The 18,121-nt window shown below is 46.7% G+C and carries 17 protein-coding genes; 7 read left to right on the forward strand and 10 right to left on the reverse strand.

Going from position 1 to position 18,121, the window contains the following annotated elements; all coding sequences use genetic code 11:
* Positions 1-5: 5 nt before the first annotated feature.
* From gloA2 to LL912_RS25085, 7 genes are all read right to left on the reverse strand, one after another.
* Positions 6-395, reverse strand: a complete 390-nt coding sequence (gene gloA2 / locus LL912_RS25055; protein ID WP_235556371.1) for an SMU1112c/YaeR family gloxylase I-like metalloprotein — start codon at positions 393-395, stop codon at positions 6-8.
* 161 nt (positions 396-556) lie between these two features.
* Positions 557-835 (reverse strand): alpha-2-macroglobulin family protein, encoded by a 279-nt coding sequence (locus LL912_RS25060; RefSeq protein ID WP_235556372.1) that lies wholly within the window; start codon positions 833-835, stop codon positions 557-559.
* A complete protein-coding gene (locus LL912_RS25065; RefSeq protein ID WP_235556373.1) occupies positions 832-1,113 on the reverse strand; it encodes a hypothetical protein in 282 nt (93 codons plus the stop codon). Before LL912_RS25065 ends, LL912_RS25060 begins: the two co-directional genes overlap by 4 nt.
* A 210-nt stretch (positions 1,114-1,323) precedes the next feature.
* Positions 1,324-1,566, reverse strand: a complete 243-nt coding sequence (locus tag LL912_RS25070) for a hypothetical protein (protein ID WP_235556374.1) — start codon at positions 1,564-1,566, stop codon at positions 1,324-1,326.
* A 187-nt stretch (positions 1,567-1,753) separates the two neighbouring features.
* The gene (locus LL912_RS25075; protein WP_235556375.1) at positions 1,754-2,065 is read right to left on the reverse strand and encodes a hypothetical protein; all 312 of its coding nucleotides are present in this window, start codon (positions 2,063-2,065) and stop codon (positions 1,754-1,756) included.
* A gap of 32 nt (positions 2,066-2,097) precedes the next feature.
* Complete coding sequence (locus LL912_RS25080; protein ID WP_235556376.1) at positions 2,098-6,477, reverse strand: alpha-2-macroglobulin family protein; 4,380 nt, start codon at positions 6,475-6,477, stop codon at positions 2,098-2,100.
* A gap of 5 nt (positions 6,478-6,482) precedes the next feature.
* On the reverse strand, positions 6,483-6,698 hold the full coding sequence (locus LL912_RS25085; RefSeq protein ID WP_235556377.1) for a hypothetical protein: 216 nt from the start codon (positions 6,696-6,698) through the stop codon (positions 6,483-6,485).
* Between the two features lie 180 nt (positions 6,699-6,878).
* On the opposite strand from LL912_RS25085, the gene LL912_RS25090 reads away from it, so the two are divergent.
* Positions 6,879-7,535 (forward strand): protein-L-isoaspartate(D-aspartate) O-methyltransferase, encoded by a 657-nt coding sequence (locus LL912_RS25090; protein WP_235556378.1) that lies wholly within the window; start codon positions 6,879-6,881, stop codon positions 7,533-7,535.
* Positions 7,536-7,545: 10 nt separating this feature from the next.
* Positions 7,546-8,238 carry a LysE family translocator gene (locus tag LL912_RS25095; protein ID WP_235556379.1) on the forward strand — a complete coding sequence of 231 codons (693 nt, stop codon included), beginning with the start codon at positions 7,546-7,548 and terminating at the stop codon, positions 8,236-8,238.
* 467 nt (positions 8,239-8,705) lie between these two features.
* On the opposite strand, the gene LL912_RS25100 is transcribed toward LL912_RS25095, so the two are convergent.
* Complete coding sequence (locus tag LL912_RS25100) at positions 8,706-10,022, reverse strand: (Fe-S)-binding protein (RefSeq protein WP_235556380.1); 1,317 nt, start codon at positions 10,020-10,022, stop codon at positions 8,706-8,708.
* Between the two features lie 80 nt (positions 10,023-10,102).
* On the opposite strand from LL912_RS25100, the gene LL912_RS25105 reads away from it, so the two are divergent.
* Positions 10,103-10,594: a phosphoribosyltransferase family protein gene (locus LL912_RS25105; RefSeq protein ID WP_235556381.1), complete on the forward strand. Its 492-nt coding sequence runs from the start codon at positions 10,103-10,105 to the stop codon at positions 10,592-10,594.
* A 417-nt stretch (positions 10,595-11,011) separates the two neighbouring features.
* Here LL912_RS25105 and LL912_RS25110 read toward each other — a convergent pair whose 3' ends face one another.
* The gene (locus LL912_RS25110) at positions 11,012-11,893 is read right to left on the reverse strand and encodes a dienelactone hydrolase family protein (RefSeq protein WP_235556382.1); all 882 of its coding nucleotides are present in this window, start codon (positions 11,891-11,893) and stop codon (positions 11,012-11,014) included.
* A 153-nt stretch (positions 11,894-12,046) separates the two neighbouring features.
* On the opposite strand from LL912_RS25110, the gene cmk reads away from it, so the two are divergent.
* The 3 genes from cmk (at position 12,047) to LL912_RS25125 (ending at position 15,745) form a co-directional block, all read left to right on the forward strand.
* Entirely contained in the window at positions 12,047-12,724 is a 678-nt protein-coding gene (gene cmk, locus LL912_RS25115; protein ID WP_235556383.1) for a (d)CMP kinase, read from the forward strand.
* A gap of 70 nt (positions 12,725-12,794) precedes the next feature.
* Positions 12,795-13,913 (forward strand): Gfo/Idh/MocA family protein, encoded by a 1,119-nt coding sequence (locus LL912_RS25120; RefSeq protein WP_235556384.1) that lies wholly within the window; start codon positions 12,795-12,797, stop codon positions 13,911-13,913.
* A gap of 236 nt (positions 13,914-14,149) precedes the next feature.
* On the forward strand, positions 14,150-15,745 hold the full coding sequence (locus LL912_RS25125; RefSeq protein WP_235556385.1) for a C1 family peptidase: 1,596 nt from the start codon (positions 14,150-14,152) through the stop codon (positions 15,743-15,745).
* Positions 15,746-15,810: 65 nt separating this feature from the next.
* Here LL912_RS25125 and LL912_RS25130 read toward each other — a convergent pair whose 3' ends face one another.
* Positions 15,811-16,368 (reverse strand): hypothetical protein, encoded by a 558-nt coding sequence (locus tag LL912_RS25130; RefSeq protein WP_235556386.1) that lies wholly within the window; start codon positions 16,366-16,368, stop codon positions 15,811-15,813.
* A gap of 730 nt (positions 16,369-17,098) precedes the next feature.
* Here LL912_RS25130 and LL912_RS25135 point away from each other — a divergent pair.
* Entirely contained in the window at positions 17,099-17,752 is a 654-nt protein-coding gene (locus tag LL912_RS25135; RefSeq protein WP_235556387.1) for a response regulator transcription factor, read from the forward strand.
* The last annotated feature ends 369 nt before the right edge of the window (positions 17,753-18,121 follow it).

Genomic DNA, 18,121 nt, shown 5'->3' on the forward strand with positions numbered 1-18,121 from the left:
AGGATCTATTGTTCATATAACTCGATTGGCAATCCGTCAGGATCCCTGAAAAAAGTAAATTTTTTACCAGTGTATTCATCCACACGAAAAGCTTCCACCTCAATATCGCTTTCCTGTAGTTGCCGAATAGCTGCTTCCACATTGGCTACTTCAAATGCCAGATGCCTTAGTCCTGTGGCTTCGGGGTTGGTAAGGCGCGCCGGGGGATCCGGAAAAGAGAACAATTCAATAAGGTATTGATCGTTCAGGGCAAGATCCAGCTTATAAGAATCCCGTTCGCTGCGGTACACTTCCTGCAGGATCGTAAATCCCAAGATCTCCGTATAGAATTTTTTCGAACGCGTATAGTCGCTGCAGATAATGGCGATATGATGGATCTTTTTTAGATCAAGCATAATTTGTATTCGTTGTCTAAGCGTTCCGGTTTTATAAAACCGGTATCAATTTTATAAAAATACATCATCAAAATGGTTTGCGTTAATACAAACTTTCTTTTACCGGCCAGGGCGGACACTGGCCCTGGTCCTGGTTCGTGTTCCAACTGGCAATAAGTGCATCACTTATTTTGCGGCGCAACTGTAATCCGTACTCCCTCGCTATGCGCAGTAAACTCCGGCGCGTACATACACTGGATGCTGGTGATGCCATTGCTGAAATTACCGGCTACTGTGGCAAACAGGCTGTATTCAAAAACATAGGTGCCTTTGGGCAGGTAGCCAAAGAAGAAATTGGTACTGGCATCCTTTGTGGTTTCATAATATCCCAGTCCGCCCTGCCATTTATAGGAGCTGAGCACATTGGTGGGTTCAAAACTGCTGGCCCGCATATCCTTCATATGCACATATTCCATATCCGGTCTGCCCGCAATTCAATACGCACTTTGATCTTATCGCCTACTTTTACAGTGGCACCTTCCGCTATAGGCGTTAACACCGGTCCCCGGCCGCTGTTGGTTTCTATAAACAACTTTTTGCTGAGTTTTAAAGGGGTTTCCGCAAATGTGATCTTGTCCAGGTCTTCAAAATATTGCCAGTACAAACTTCCCCAGGTGGGCAGTTTGCCCTGCTGTTTGCCGGATACCGGGTCCGTTACGGAAACGGTGATGTTTCCCATCTCCGGGCGTACTTTTTCCCCAGGAATGGTTTTTTTAAGATAGCCGGTGCCGGCTTCTGTTTTTTTCCAGTGCCGATTCTATTTTTAGTCCGCCCAGGTCGATGGTTACTTCGGGTGCAACGGTTAACCATTGGGTACCCTGCAATAATAACGCATAGCAGGCTTCGGCCGTAGCCTTGGTGCTTTCCCAGTTATTGGTTTGTTTATTTTTTAGCAGCCAGGTGCGTAGATCATTGGCTGTAGACGGTCTTTTGCGATTTCCTCAAAGGCCTCAATGATCAACGCCTGCCGCTCAATGGGCGCCTCATACCACCACCAGCTGCGGGCGGCATCCTTATAATACATACCCAATTCTTCGTTATTAATGGATGTTTCTTTCAGGGATTTTAAAATGGCTTTTGGAGTTACTGCGTCGCCTTTGCGATGCAGTGCCAGTGCCGTCATGCCCTGCATATACTTATTCGCTTTTACCCATGTTTTGCTGCACGGTCGGTGAAATAGGCCACCGCTTTTTGGGCGTTCGGAGTGATGTTGATCTGGCTAAAGAAGCTTCGCATATATAAATACTGGATCACATAGTAAGAAGGAACATATTCGCCCAGCTTTGTTTTGCTGCGGATGAGTTCATCGTATTCTTCCTTTATTTTCCCGTCGAGATAGGGATGGCTTTGCTGATCATATTGTCCAGTTTTTGCACCTGTGATTTTTCGATGGCATTGATCTTTTTCAGGTGGCCAATGCCGGTGACAATATACTGCGTCATAAAGCGGTCATCGCGTCCACCCTTGAACCATACAAAGCCACCGTTGGGGCTTTGCAGCTGGCTCAGTTTATCGTAGGCCTTGTTCAGCTCTCCGCTCATGCGCACCAGGTCAAATAAAAGGGCAACATTCTTTTTTTGCTGTGTTTCATTCTGCGCCTGTAGTACCCAGGGCGTTTCCTCCAGTAACACGGCCTTTAACTCCTGGTTTTTCTGCAGGTTGCTCAGGAGTGCCGCTGTATCCTGTGTGCTCCAGGTATCGAAGATTTTTTGATCTTTGGGGAACTGTTGGCGATCAGGGTCGCCAGTGAGTTGGCATAATAACGGTTCCAGGTTTGCTCCGCACATTCATAAGGATACCCCATCATGTAGGGCAATGCCTGCACGGCATACCAAGCGGGGTTGGAAGTGTATTCAACCGTTAAGGCCTGGGTCCTTAGGGTTTCACTATTGCCGCTTTTGAGTAGTTTATCGAAGCTGAATTTTTTTGAACCGAAGCCGCGTAATTGCAGGGGCAGGGTTTCGGTAACCAGCATCCGGTTGGTGAGTACCGGAAGCATATTTTCTTCGCCGTCGCTCAGGGCAGCAGCATCATTGCTGCCGGTTACTTTTGCTACGATACGCCAGGTAACCGGTTTGCTGAACTGGTAAGGTACTTCGATGGGGAAAAGAACAGCCTGGCTTTGCCCTGCGGCAATGGTGAAATATTGCTGTGGAATGGCATTTTTAAACCAGCCATCCACGGGCTCATTGGTGGCAGCATCAAATAATTGTAGTGTGGCAATACCGGTTACTTCTTTTGAAGACAGGTTTACGATTTTGCTGCTGAGCTCCAGCTTGTCGCCTTCTCTCAAGAACCGGGGTACATTTGGTTGTACCATCAGCTCTTTTTGGGTGACAATTTCTTTGGATGAATAGCCGAATGCCAGCTCCTTTGTATGTGCCAGGGCCTGGAATTTCCAGCGTGTCAGCGCCTCAGGCATGGTAAAGGAAAACCGGATGTTACCTTTTGCATCGGTCTTCAGGTCGGGGAAGAAGAAAGCGGTTTCATTCAGGTTTTTACGGATTTGCGTTTGCAAGTCTTGCACAGTGCTGGCTATTGCCGCCACTGTTTCTGAATCTTTCGTTTCCACAATGCCTTTGCCGTCCATCATCGCCGGTGCAGGAGCTGCTTCGCTTTGCATCGCACTTACAGATCCGGCCAGGGCCTTTCGTTTGACCCCCATCGCAGTAACCACTACTTCATCTGCAACCACACCCCTGGCCCGTAGTCCGATAGGCCCGCCCCATCCATAAAGTTCCGGAAGTTCGGCACCAAAGATCTGGTCGTAGCGTTTATCAATGCTCTGGTGGTCGTAAACAAGGGTGGTATGAACCATCGAGCGCATACTGCTGAAATTGGCCGCTGCATTCCAGTTTGTATAATTTGAATAGCCGGGCCATATACCCGGCATACTCCACCGATGCGGGTAAAACTGGTCAAGCGAGGCATCATACATGCCGGCCAGCATTTCTGCGGCTACCTGGTCACCCTTATAACCGCTGAGCTGCATACTCCATTTTTCTTCTGCGCCGGGCAGGGTTTTGTCGCGGAAGGTTTCATAAGTGATCTTCAGGTCCTTGTTGCTCCAGGGAACAGAAATGATGTTGTTGCTGGTATAAAGCCGGTTATTCTTCACAAACATATAGTCAACACCAAAACCACCGCGGTCTGCTTCAGTGGCCACAAAATCAACTGTTTTTATTTCATCGTTCAGGGACGCGTAGCTATAACTGGTTTTTGTTTTATTCAATGCCTGTACCAGGAACACATTCCGGGCACTGCTCCCGATTTTTACCACAGCCTTTGCTCCGGGTTCGATCGGATCTGGGGTTTGGGTCCATAGGTATTGTGGAACGACAAGGTGTTCTTGACGCTCCCGGTAGATCTCGGTATACTTCAGGTCTTTTACCGGATTGCCATCCTTGTCCTTGGTTACTATTTCAATGGCATAATAACCAGGTTCAGTAATAGGCTTCAACAGGGTAACGAGCCCTGTGGAGTCGGTGGTGCCGGACTGACTCAGCACCTCTTTTTCTTTTGGCCAGGCGGCCGGCTCGTTCTCGTTTTTATAAATATCATTCGGGAAGTTTTGAACGTATGTTTCTTTGCTCATTACAAACTGGTCCGGCTGTTCCCAATACCGGTTTCGTAACAGGCGCTGTTCCGGCAACAACCGGCTGATGCTGATCTGGATGCCGGATTTTTCAAATGCGCCGGCCATATTCTCCGTGCGGATCGTTAATTTTTTTGCCTGTTCCACACTGATCCGCTGGGGAATATCGGCACTTAACAACAAGGATTTGTAGCCTACGGAAACAGACCGTTCTCCGCTTCTGACTTCTCCGTTTATATCGGTAATATCCGCGTATACGCTGTAATCAAACACGGGGTCCATTTTGGGGTCGATGGTATGGTCTGGGATCGCATTGAATACTATGCGGAACCGACCGTCGGCATCAGTTAGGGTTTCTCCTTGTGTGATCTCCATCTGCTCCTGGTTGATGGGGAACCAGTAACGGGCAAAGATCCAGGGGTAGGGAAACCGGGCCTTGCGCACGACCCTGTATTTGACACGGGCTCCGTCGATGTTATTGCCGGCGTAGGCTTTTGCGGTACCGGTAACCGTAATGTTTTCATTGAGTTTATACGTGCCTTTTTGTTTTTCAAAGTCCACAAAGAATTTAGGGCGCTTGTATTCCTCCATCTTAAAGCCAATACTGCCCTGCGGCGTTGAAATACTGAAATTACCATTCAATCCGCTTTCCGGTAGTTTAAAGCTTCCGGAGAAAGAGCCAAAGTCGTTTGTAACCAGGTCTGTTGAGTTTACTTTCTGATGATTGGCGTCGTAAAGGGTTACGGTCGTTTTAAAAGCCGCCAACACCGTTGATTTTTTTTCCTTTGGCTCATGACTCATAGCAATGCCCTTGTAATAAACCGTTTGCCCGGGCCGGTAAATGCTCCGGTCAGTAAACAATACAATGGAAGTGCTTTTTTTGGTGGGAGCAGCCGCCTCATAGCTGTTGTAGTAATAGTAACCATAGTCATTATCATCCATAAAAAAACGTTCCTCTTTATAGGTGATATCCAGCAGGTAATTATTTCCTGCATTGCGTTTTCCTTTGCCAGAACTGCTGGTATTCATTTGAAAGGAACCATTTTTGTCGGTAACTGCTTGTCCGGCCTCGGCGTTTTGGTAGGAACTGGTTTTATAATCATATTGTTTTTGCCAGATGGTAACTTTCGCCATAGCAAGCGGCTGGCCGCTGTTGCGGTCCAACACAAAGAAATCATTTTTTTGGTTTACATAACTGATATTGGAACTATAGGTAAGCTGAAAGGCCAGGATGTTCTGATCCTGGGTAAATGCCTTATTTAGGGAGGCGAAAATAAAATACTCCCCGGCGGGCAATCCTTCCGCCTTAATCTCTGCACTATGTGAACGATAGTCGCCTGATGCCGGCAATGCCTGCTCCCAGGACTGTACCGGTGTTGCTGCAGCCAGTAGAGTCCAGTGTTTTTCTTTTCCGGTGCGGTCTTTGATGGCCTCTTTGAGCGATGCAGTGGCCTTTATGACGCGCAGATAAACCGTTGGTACGTTTTTATAAGCAATCAGTATACGGAACGGCGCGCCGGGCAGGTTTACTTTTTCAAGTTGAAAACTGAAGACTGGTTGTTTGATCTGCTGTAGCAGGTTATGGGCATTAACGCTGCCTTCACTGTTTTCTTTTTTGGCGGCGATCTGTTCCAGGATGTTTTTTGCGGCTAGAAGATCCTTGTTTTCAGGGTTTTTTATATTGTTGGGTAACTGTGCCTGATTATGATGCCATTCAGCCATCAGGAACCTGGCTTGTGTAGCACCTGGATTTGTCTTATGTTGTTGGACAATTTTTTCAAGCGCGGCATAATAGCGGGTATCTTTATCCGGGTTTACAGCATGCTGGTATACAAATTGTATCCGGCTGATGTCAGCATCGATGAGGGCATCGGGTTTGGAATCGCTTAAATGAAACTGAATCAGTTTCTGATACAGTTGCAGCGCTTTAAATGACAGGGACAGTGTGTCCCTGGTTTCAAAACGGGTGGCGGCAAAATCGGGGGCCGATGCAAAGGCTGCCGGCTGATTGATCTCAAATTTATATGCGGGTTGTGTTACCGAACGTTCAGGGTTTTTGAAATAATTGAGTGCCCGGGAGGCCAGCAGATCGTATAGGGTGGGGCGCAGGTTACGCGTGTTGCCCTTTTCAATGAGCGCATCATAGTCTTCCAGCCGTACACGGCGCAGCTGTGCTTCATCTGTTAAAGATAGCTGGTAAAGGTTGCTGATTTTTTGAATAAAATCGTCAATGGCCCAGGTAGCCGGATCGGACTTCTGAAAACCGGTGGTATTGGTGCGGTTATAAAGATTATACCGGTTGCGGTTAAAATAGGATTGATAAATGCCTGCCAGGTAGCTGTTGAGCAGCGCTCTTACTGCGCCTTTACTGCCTGAGATCTCTTTTTCCAGCTCCGCAATACTGCTCAGTTCATTGTTTTCACGGTTTTCGTCCTGGAGCCGGTTCATATAGATCAGGCTTTTACCTGTTGTGCATCCTGGTGATCGGCTTTCGCTTTGGTGTAGATTTCTTTTACGACAGTAAGTGCGGAGGCTGGCAAGCCTTTGTCGATATGCCCTGTTACTTTTTTCCACTCGGGTTCATAATTTTTGATGGTTTGTGCGTTCGGTTTCATACAGGTAAACAGGATGATCAGTATTAAAAGGATGCCGCTGCTCAGTACTTTCATATAAAAAGGTTTATTAATAGATGCGCGTGCCTGTAAAATTACATAAACCCTGCGCATTTTACAGTAGTAACGGGATGCAGGTGAAGAACGCAACAGGAATACGCTTTCAGCGAACGATGGGGATAAGATTTGACGGATATATGTAGTAAATAGCCCCGGCTTTTTTACATTTGCACTTTTATGAGGAGGACGTTAGAAGATACATACAGGCATAAGGGGTTAAGAAAAAAACTGGTAGAAGTAATAAAAGAAAAAGGAATAACAGATGAAACGGTGCTGGACGCTATGAATGCGATTCCCCGCCACTTCTTTTTAGACTCCGCCTTTGATGATGTGGCCTATGAGGACCGGGCTTTTCCTATAGGAGAGGGGCAAACCATTTCACAGCCATATACCGTGGCCTATCAATCGCAGTTGCTGGAAACGGTGCCCGGACAAAAAGTACTGGAGATCGGCACCGGGAGCGCCTACCAGGCCGTGGTGCTGGCAAAAATGGGGTTAAAAGTATTTACGATCGAACGCCAGAAAAAGCTGTTTGAGGAAAACAAAAAATTTACCTATCTTAAACAATTTCCGTTTATAAAGTTCTTTTATGGAGATGGTTACCAGGGGCTGCCCACCTACGGGCCTTTTGACCGGGTGCTCATCACCGCTGCAGCGCCGGCGATTCCGCCCAAACTGCTGGAACAATTGAAGCCCGGTGGAATGATGGTTATACCGGTAGGTGCCGGGGATGTACAACAGATGAAGCGGATCATAAAGCAAACAGACGGAACGATAAAGGAAGAACTGTTCGATAATTTTTCTTTTGTGCCCATGCTTGCGGGCAAAAACTAAATGATAAATTGTGAGTGATCAACAGGCGGGAGGCTTGATGAAGATTTTTTTTACGGGAATGCTGGTGAGCTTTCTTGGATCGTTGCCCCTGGGTACGCTCAATATTGCGGCGATGCAGATTGCGATCAGCCAATCTGTTAAAAACGCGTTGTTGTTTTCCCTGGGCTCGCTTACTGCGGAGATGGTATATGTACGTCTTTCCCTGGTAGCGATGGACTGGGTGCGCAAGCAGGAAAAGATCTTCCGTTTGCTGGAATGGCTGACCCTGCTGATCATTGTGGCGCTGGCTGTTTCCAGCCTTTATGCGGCCATGCACCCCTCGGGCGGAAAGAATGTGATCTTAAACAATAATCTTCCATCTTATTTGCTGGGCCTTACCATGAGTGCGGTTAACCCGGTGCAGATCCCGTTCTGGTTCGGATGGAGCACCGTGCTGTTTACAAAAAATGTACTGAAACCCAAGGCTTCTTATTACAACTTTTACATTATTGGCATTGGCCTGGGCACCCTGCTAGGCAACTGTGTGTTTATTTTTGGCGGACGGCTCATTGCCGGCAAGATACAGAACAACCAGTCGTTGATGAACTATATCATCGGTGGTGTATTTGTCATAACAGCGCTCATTCAGGCCTGGCGGATGTTTATAAAAAAGAAAGATATCAGCGCCAAGCTCCATGAAACGGAACCGGAAAAGGATCAATGATTGTACACTCCTGGTTTTAATGTACTAGGGACAACATGCAGCCAGTTCCTTTTGCATGCGTTTCTTCAAGCCCCTGCCATTTCTTTTATTCAGAATAATCCGCAGCTAGCTGTTCGTAGTATGTATCTGCTTTTTCCCAATCAGACTAAGCACACAATAAAAACTGGTGCAGATGTCATACCTGGCCTGTATACAAATTTTTTTAGGCCGGTTGAATCATATATTGGAAGGCCATAGGATATAAAAGTGACGGAATCTCTTTTAATGTCGTTATCTGCTGTTTTCATCCGGTAATAGATACAGGCCGGTTGCCAAAAAAGAGTATCCGCTATACCTGCAATCCAGTTCAGGTGATAGCGGATAATAGATACGGAATGTTAAAGAGGGTGGTTTGAATAGCATAATCAGCTATGTCATTGGAGGATGTACGGCCTCCGGACCGAGGAGCTTAAAAGTGAAACATGAATTTACATCGTTTGTGTCCAGGCATCCCGGTCGTCCGGGCTGAACTTCCAGGGAGCAAAGTTATTTTCTACATTGCTGAACATAGTATTCCATTCCTGAGGTGCATTACTCTCTTCCATAACAAGGTAGCGGCGCAGCTGGAGAATGATATCCAGCGGGTTGATGCTTACCGGGCATTCCTGTACACAGGCATTGCAAGTGGTACAGGCGCGGAGTTCCTCCACTGAAATATAATCATGCAGCAGGCTTTTGCCGTCGTCTTTCCATTCTTTATTTTGGTTGATGTTTTTGCCCACTTCTTCAGCACGATCGCGGGTATCCATCATGATTTTGCGGGGCGATAGCATTTTTCCGGTGATATTGGCCGGACAGGCAGTACTGCAACGTCCGCATTCCGTACAACTGTAGGCGTCCAGCAGGTTCTTCCAGCTAAGATCGGTCACATCCTTTGCTCCAAAGCGCGAAGGGGGGGCGGCGTCTGCCGGAGCCAGTTCCGGTTGCATGGCGTATAATACTTCATTCTGTACTGCCGGCATATTCTCCATTTCACCCATCGGTTTTAGCCGGGCATAATAAGCATTGGGAAATGCCAGCAGGATGTGCAGATGCTTGGAGTAGGGGAGGTAGTTTAAAAACGCCAGGATACCGATGATATGCAGCCACCAGCAGGCCCGTTCCAGCAATTGCAGGGATCCGTCGGAAAGCCCGCTGATCAGCGGCTGCAGATGTTGGGAAATGATAAAATTACCGGTGAAATGTGCGGCATAATGTTCCACACCACGCGCCTGGAGCAGGGTGTCGCTGGCATTCATGGTAAGAAATAATGCCATCAGCACAATTTCTGTAATGAGAATATAATTGGCATCACTACGGGGCCAGCCATCGAGATCTTTGCTTAAAAAGCGCCGGATCTTTAGTATATTTCTCCGGATCAGGAAAATGGCACAGAAGGCCAATACGGCCAGGGCCAGCAACTCAAACGCATTGATCAGGAAGGTATAAAACCCTCCAAGCACTCCGGCAAACAACCGGTGTGTACTCAGCACCCCGTCCAGGATGATTTCGAGCACCTCGATATTAATGATGATAAAGCCTGCATATACAAAGAAGTGAAGCACACCCACCAGTGGATTGCGGAACATCTTTTTTTGCCCAAAAGCCAGCAGCAACACATTCCTCCAGCGTTGGTCCGGGTGGTCATTGATCGTTTCATCCCTTCCCAGGTTGATGTTCCGGCGGATCTGCGTTATTTTTTTTGAAAAAAAGACAACGGCAATAGTAAATAATAATACAAATAAAATTTGTTGAGCAATTTGCATGAGCATTCAGTTACAAAGTGCTAATTTACGGCTTCCTTTACAAGTAGAGGCATTTTGAAGGCAATTTAAACGCATCGCAGGTGAAAAAATATCTATTGAATACAGAAACCGTAGAGAAGAAATTGCAGCGGCTGGCGCTGGAACTGATTGAAAACAATCTGGATGTGCCGGAGCTGATCCTGGTAGGTATTGAAGAACATGGTGTGGTGCTGGCAAAGAATATTCAGCGGCTGATCCAGAAAAACAGTAAGATCGCCACGCAATTGCTCACTCTGCAATTAAACAAAAAAAAGCCCGAGGCCGTCACACTCAGCCGGGAAATGGATTTTTCGGATAAAGTGATTGTGCTGATCGATGATGTGACCAACAGCGGTAAAACACTGCTCTATGCATTAAAACCATTTCTGAACGCACATCCTGCCCGGATCCAGACGATGGTACTGGTGGAACGCACCCATACCTTGTTTCCCATTACACCGGATTATAAGGGAATTTCACTGGCAACCACACTGCAGGATCATATTTATGTGGAGGTAGAAGGAGATAAGGTAACCGGCGCATACCTGGCTTAATTTTCGTTGCGACCTTTGCGGATGCTTTGCGTGCCTCGCGGTTAAATCAAATCGCAAAGAGCGCAAGGGCCGCGCAAGGTGCGCCAGGATAGCTGCCATAACGATTTTCGCTGCGATCTTAGCGGATGCCTTGCGTCCGTTGCGGTAAATCAAACCGCCAGGAGCGCAAGGGTCGCGCAAGGTGCTCCAGGATAGCTGTTATAACGATTTTCGCTGCGACCTTTGCGGATGCTTTGCGTGCCTCGCGGTAAATCAAACCGCTGGGAGCGCAAGGTTCGCCAGGCTAACTGTTATAACGATTTTTATTGCGGCCTTCGCGGATGCTTTGCGTCCATAGCGGTTAAATGAAAACGCAGTGGAACAGCATTGATTTACTATTGGCCATATCCAGGCCCGATTTCAGGTTCCAGATCTGGCTCAGGAAAATATTTTGGCCAGGAATTTTTTCATTTCTTCCCAGGATGCTTTATCAGCAGCCTCGTCATATTTTATATCCAATTTAAATTTCTCGCCAATGGCTGTTGCTCCCGGGTTGGTAAACGCATGTTTGGCGTTGGGATAGCCGATAAATTGCATATTGGCATTTGCTGCTTCCATTTCTTTTTTAAAATCATTCACCGCGCTTACCGGCACAAATGAATCGGCATCGCCGTTTAAAACAAGGATAGAAGGAATAATACCACCTTTTCTTGCGGTGATCCCATAGCTTTCTAAACCACCATGGAAGCTCACCACCCCTTTCAGCGGTTCGCCCAGGCGCGCCATATTTAAGGCCATGGTGCCGCCAAAACAGTAACCGATGGCTGCAATTTTAGTGGTATCTGCCTGCGGATAAGATTTTGCAATAGAGAGAGCATTGTCAAACCGCTCCTGTGCCAGTTGCGCATTTTTATAGTACTTCATGGCTTCATTCCCCGCATCTTTCGGGTTATTCAGTACTTTGCCGCCTCCATACATGTCTACTACCAGGGCAAAATAACCCAGTTCTGCGATTTGTTTCGCACGATCTTTTACGTAATCCGTAACTCCCCACCATTCAGGAATGATCAGTACAATAGGTTTTCTGCCGGCATTGGCACTATCGTATGCCATAATGCTGTTAAAGGTCTTGATTCCGTCTTCGTATTCCACCGGCTCTGTTTTCACATGAGGCAATTCGCGTACCACAGCCGTGTTGCTGATACTGGCAGTATCCTTGTCCGCTTGCGTATCCGGGGTTTTGTCGGAACCACCATTGCAGGCGATCAGGAAGAACAATACACCAGCTGAAAATAAAGAAGCGATTTGCTTTAGGATCATAGTCGAAGGTTTGTCTGAATATACGAATAAGATTTTAAATGAAGTACCGGTTGCAAATTTATTCTAAAAGCCACAATTTTCCCTTAATAAAATTGTATCTTGCCTCAGATTCCGGGTAACGGTATCCGTGGTTTTAAGAGGAGTGTTGATAAAATGAAACAGATTATTGTTGCGATAGATGGCTGGTCCAGTTGTGGAAAAAGTACCCTGGCCAAACAGATGGCTAAGGTACTGGGATATATTTACGTGGACAGCGGGGCGATGTACCGGGCGATAACGCTTTATTTTCTGAGGAATCATATCGATTGGGACAAGGAAAAGGAAGTAAAGGAGGCGCTGAAGGATATTGAGCTGGACTTCCGCACCAATGATCAAAACGGTACCGTTGAAATTTACCTGAATGATGAAAATGTAGAGTACCTGATCCGCGATCTGATTGTTGCTGAAAAAGTGAGCGAAGTGGCGGCAGTAAAAGCCGTGCGGGAGTTCGCCGTAGCACAACAGCAAAAACTGGGAAAGAAAAAAGGCATCGTGATGGATGGCCGTGATATCGGCACCGTGGTATTCCCCAAAGCGGAGCTGAAATTGTTTATGACGGCGGATAATGCAGTCCGTGTAGAACGGAGATTTAAGGAGTTGGTTGAAAAAAATCCGAATATAACGATTGAAGAAGTTGCGGAAAATATCCAAATGCGGGACTATATTGATTCTAACCGTGAAGTAAGCCCGCTGCGTCAGGCAAAGGATGCCATAGTGATCGATAACACGAACCTGACTCCGGAGGAGCAGCTGAAGAAAGCATTAAAATTGGTAAAGAATATTTCGGGATAACCAGCCGTTTTTCCTGGTTCATTTTATGGATCTCCGCGCGCTGGCCCTTTGAACTCTAAACATCAGTCATATGCGTACACGCCGGAATTTTATCCAGAAGATGGGACTTTCTGCCCTTGGTCTTTATACGATTCAGGGGTTAAATGCAAACAGTATTTTACGGTTACAGCCAAAAGTAGCGGATGGTCCTGTACTGCGGGTAGCATTAATGGGATTGGGAGGGTATGCCACCCGTGTTGCCGAATCTATGCAGCAGTCCAAACGGGCAAAGATTACCGGCCTGATCAGTGGTACACCGGAGAAACTAAAAACCTGGGGTGCTAAATACAATGTACCGGAAAACAGCCGTTATAATTATGAAAACTTTGATGCCATTCGCAACAACCCCGATATTGATGCGGTGTATGTAATTACACCCAATGCCCTGCATCACAACCAGGTGATCCGCAGCGCCCGGGCAGGAAAACACGTGATCTGCGAAAAGCCGATGGGGCTGAATGCCAAAGAAGGACGGGAAATGGTGGATGTCTGCAAAAAGGCGGGTAAAAAATTACTGGTGGGATACCGGATGCATTTTGAACCACTCACGCTGGAAATTCACCGGATGCGTACGGCAGGAGAGCTGGGAGCTATTAAATTTTTTCAGGGACTTTCAGGATTCCGGCTTGGTGACCCTACTCAATGGCGGGTAAATAAAGCCCTGGCCGGTGGCGGTGCCTTGATGGATATTGGTATTTATGCATTGAATGGCTGCCGGTATATGGTGGGCGAGGAGCCGGTTTGGGTTACCGCCCAGGAAACCAAAACAGATTCGGTGAAGTTTAAAGAGGGGGTGGACGAAACCATTACATTTCAGCTGGGATTTCCCAGTGGGGCCACGGCCTCCTGTCTTTCTTCGTATAATATGAACAATCTCGACCGCTTTTTCCTGAATGGCGATAAGGGATTTGCAGAACTGCAACCGGCTTCCAGTTACGGGCCTATTAAAGGGCGCACTCATAAAGGCCCGCTGGATATTGCCAACGACCGCCCCCAGCAGGCCACTCAAATGGATGAGATGGCGGCGATCATCCTGGATGATAAGAAGCCGGTAATACCCGTTGATGGCGAAGAAGGGCTTCGGGATCTGGTGATCATCGATGCCATCTATAAGGCCGTAAAGACAGGAGGAAAGATAAAACTTGGATGAGTGGAGCTGTGAATTACGAAATGCCAATATTTAAATTCTAAATACCAAAGGTTAGGTACCAAATTTTAAATTTCAAATTCCAAAAAACCAAATAGCAAAAGTTAAGACCCAAATCTCAAAAATTTCAGAAAATGATGGTGGTCACTGATCGCGGTCCGCTGAAAGTTGAAGACTGCCTGCTAAATTTCTGCTGCTTATTTCCCAACTCCATATTATTTTTATACAAAAATTAATCTATGCCTATCAGAATGACGGATGATCCCAATAGCGGGGATAACGACTTTAATGATGACCGTGGCGGCGGAGGCTCCGGCCCGGGCGGCGGCGGAAGCGGACTTTTTGGATTGCTGCCTTTGTTGCTGGGACTGTTCCGCGGAAAAGGAATTATTGTATTAGTGATTATTGCCGCTGCTGTTTATTTTTTGGGCGGACGTGGCGGTTGCAGTAATATCGGTGGTTTAAGCGACGCCGCGCAGCAACTGTTTTCTCAAAGCGGGTATAGCTATAATCCCAATGAATTTAATAAGGCCAAGATTTATGAAGGCCTGGAGGAAAATAACAATAAAAACCCCTTGCCGGAAGCCGTTTCCCTACTGCGTTTTGCGCCTCAAAGAGGCGATCAGGGACAGCAGGGAAGTTGCGTGGCCTGGAGCAGTGCCTATGCCGCGCAAACGATTTTAACCGCGGCAGCAACCGGTCAGGATCCGAACACCATTGCATTTAGCCCCTCATATTTATACAACCAGATCCGCCTGGGGAATGATTGTCAGGGGTCCTATATACAACGGGCCATGGAAGCGATGAAAGCCAATGGTGGTGTTCCGTTACGCGCCTATCCGTATGATGACCAGGATTGCAGCCGGACGCCGGATGGAGCAGCACTTCAGGCCGGGCGCCAGCACACCATTCATGGGTTCACCCGCCTTACCCAGGGGGATAACCTGAACCAGATCAGCGTAAGGGCACTCAAAGAACATTTGGCCAAGGACGCGCCGGTAGTGATCGGAATGTTGGTGGGCCAGAGTTTTATGCAGGATATGATGGGAAAAGACCTCTGGCAACCGCAGGGAATGGATCAGTCGCAGGTGGGTATGGGCGGGCATGCCATGTGCGTGATCGGATACGACGACCGAAAATATGGCGGCGCCTTCCAGATTATGAACAGTTGGACCCCCCAATGGGGAACCAACGGCGTAGCCTGGGTGCGCTATGGCGATTTTAAAAATTACGTACGGGAGGCGTACGGTATTGATCCGCTGCCCAAGGCGGCCAATATAGCGGCCATGCCGCTGGAGTGCAATGTGGGATTGGTAGATAATAGTACTAAAAAGTACATCCGGCTGAAGTCAACAGGGAACAATAGCTTCCAGACGGTGACACCAATAAAAGTAGGCACCCGCTTTAAAATGGAGGTAAAGAATACGACCGAATGTTATATCTATATTTTCGGTCAGGAAACAACCGGCAGCAGTTATGTACTGTTTCCTTACCTGAAGCCCGGGCAAGCGGTTTCCAAGCATTCTCCTTATTGTGGAATCACCGGTTACCGTTTATTCCCCCGGTCAGAATCCATGGAGGCCGATAATCAGGGAACCCGTGATCAGATCGCCATTGTGGCCAGCAAAAAAGAGCTGGATTATAATCAGCTCAATGACGCCATTACTGCCAATACACAGCCTACTTATACCGGTAAAGTTAATGAAGCATTGAGAAGTCTGCTGGCTCCGGGTGCTGTTTATAATAGCACACCTGATGGCCGCATTTATCTGAAAGCTACAGCCAATGCCGGTCAGGCTGCGGTTACCATTGTAGCCTTTGATAAAGTGCCCTGATTGGAATCCGACTTTAATGAAAACCGGTTTGTGCACGGCAGTTGGGTGCAAACCGGTTATTTTATCTAGTTGATCGGAATGCCAAACCAGCTGAGTTTTCGCTCATAAAACATAGCCCTTCGTTTCGATTTGGACTTAGAAAGATACTCATCCGGCCAATCTTTTTGTTCTTTTAGCTGCGGTTCGAGCGAGCGGATCGATTTTTGTAGGGAGGCCTTGGCTGAAGCAACATTCGAAAAGCGGGTATCCACTTTCGATAACCGTTCCGTGATGCCGGTAAAAATCCGCGCTGCGGCACCGAACATTTCTTTAATTGCCTCATCCGGTTTAGCCGGGGTAAACTGATGATTGCGGTTGTCGATGTACCGGTTTACCAAAATAATGGCCTCGTTGTCGTCGTCTGTGATCTGGTTAATTGTATCCACAGCAACCTGTTGTTTTTCGTTCTGTTTCTTTATACGGAGATTTTCCAGCTGCATTTTCAAATGATGGAGCCGGTCAAAGATCATTGAATTGCGCACGCCGTTTTTTTCAATGCGGTAGATAGCGCCCGTGTTTTTGAGGGGAGTTGGGCAGCTGCTTTTTTTATGCTGTTTGGTAAGAAAATATACCTGTTTGAACATTCCTGATGAGTGGATTGAATACAGCAAATGTTAAAAAAGTAGTACTTACTACTATTTTACTACCTGTTTTTTTAGAAATATTGACCTAACTTCGCATTAGTTAAAAGCCGTATATAACGCGCAGGCGGTATGCAGGTTTATGATCGGGCTTTTAATAGATGACTATCGCCCTCAATACCATGTAGCTGAACCCATAGAAAGATGCATAAAATTGAAAGCGTGTTTAGAAATGATCTTCTGAATACGGGTTCATATTTTAATCCATAGTTTACGCTGAGGTTGATCTGCGTGGGAGTAAAGGGCAGGTTATTTTTAAGATGATTTACGTAGTTAAAGGAACGCTTTAAGCACGACCTGTTCGGAATCAAATTGCCGGGTTTTATGAGACATGTATATTCTGGCAGCCGTGCGCATATAAGCGATGATAAAAATAAATAAATGCAACCAAAATATGCGTATGGGTAAAACTAGCTGCCGCAGGGGATCAGTATTCATACATTATTCATCCGGATTTGTAGCATCGCCGGAAGGCCGGAACGGGAACTGCTTTGGAGTACTGTACAAGGATTGTCGGGACTCATTTAAATAAGTTCAGGTTACCAGGCAACAGTGGCAGGCGCGAGGGCCTTTTGAGCAATATTCTTAAATGAAAATGTAGCGCGTGCGTGAGTTTACATTTATACTTAACAGGAGGCATCATGATATTTCATCTGTATAATAGAGATTTCATATGTATAAAATAAAAGTAGCCATTTTAGCAGATGAGGAACTGTCGGGAAATGCGCTTATTGCTATATTAAACCAGCAGGCGGAGATAGAAGTGGTGTGTGTGTTCAGGGATGGCGAATCGACACTTTCCGGTATTGACGGGAAGCTGGTTGATGTATTGCTTTTTGATATCCATTTGCCGGGTATTTCCGGAATAGAAGTGGTAGGACAGCTAAAACTATGGTATCCAAAATTGGAATGCCTGGCGCTGACATGCGATGATGCTGATAGCATTGTTTTTGGTGCGCTGAATGCAGGCGCTTCCGGCTACCTTCTCCGGAACTCCGGCAATGCGGCAATAATCGAAGCGATAAAAGATGTGTACAATGGCGGGTTTCCTATGAGTAGTATGATTGCCCGGAAAGTGATCAACCGGTTCTTTATTGCGCCGGCGCCCGGCCTGCAATCTGAAAAACTTTCCCAGCGGGAGAATGAAATATTACTGCAGCTTTCAAAGGGACACCGGTATAAGGAAATAGCGGCTCACTTTTTTATCAGCGTGGAAACCGTGCGTACACATATCCGGAATATATACGAAAAGCTACAGGTAAACTCGAGGGCCGAGGCGATCCGGAAAGTAAAGAACAGCATGACTTCCTCATTTCAAAATACCTGACCGCGGGCCCATCAGGGAAAAAAGGGAGTATAAATACTACTCTTTTACCATTTTTTGTTATTCCCGGGCCGTTTATATTTGCATTGTATTCGGATCAATATTAAATGAATACTGCTGTGTAGCGGGAATTAAGCCCTCACTGCTACAAACTATGATCCGGATGAAAAAATAAGGAGATATTGACGTTACCAGATAGACCCAAAGGTCTATACGTTTAAGAGTATTTAAGGAGCTCTGGTAATTTGCGCTTTTGTATTTTGAATAGCCCTCAAAAACCGGTGCAGATTTACAGCCAGGATTTTTATGATTTCTGGAGCCGATTCCGGGTGGCAGCATACCTTTTTTTGCTGTACATTATGGAAGATATGC

Origin of the sequence: Niabella agricola, assembly GCF_021538615.1 — a bacterium.
Lineage (GTDB): Bacteria > Bacteroidota > Bacteroidia > Chitinophagales > Chitinophagaceae > Niabella > Niabella agricola.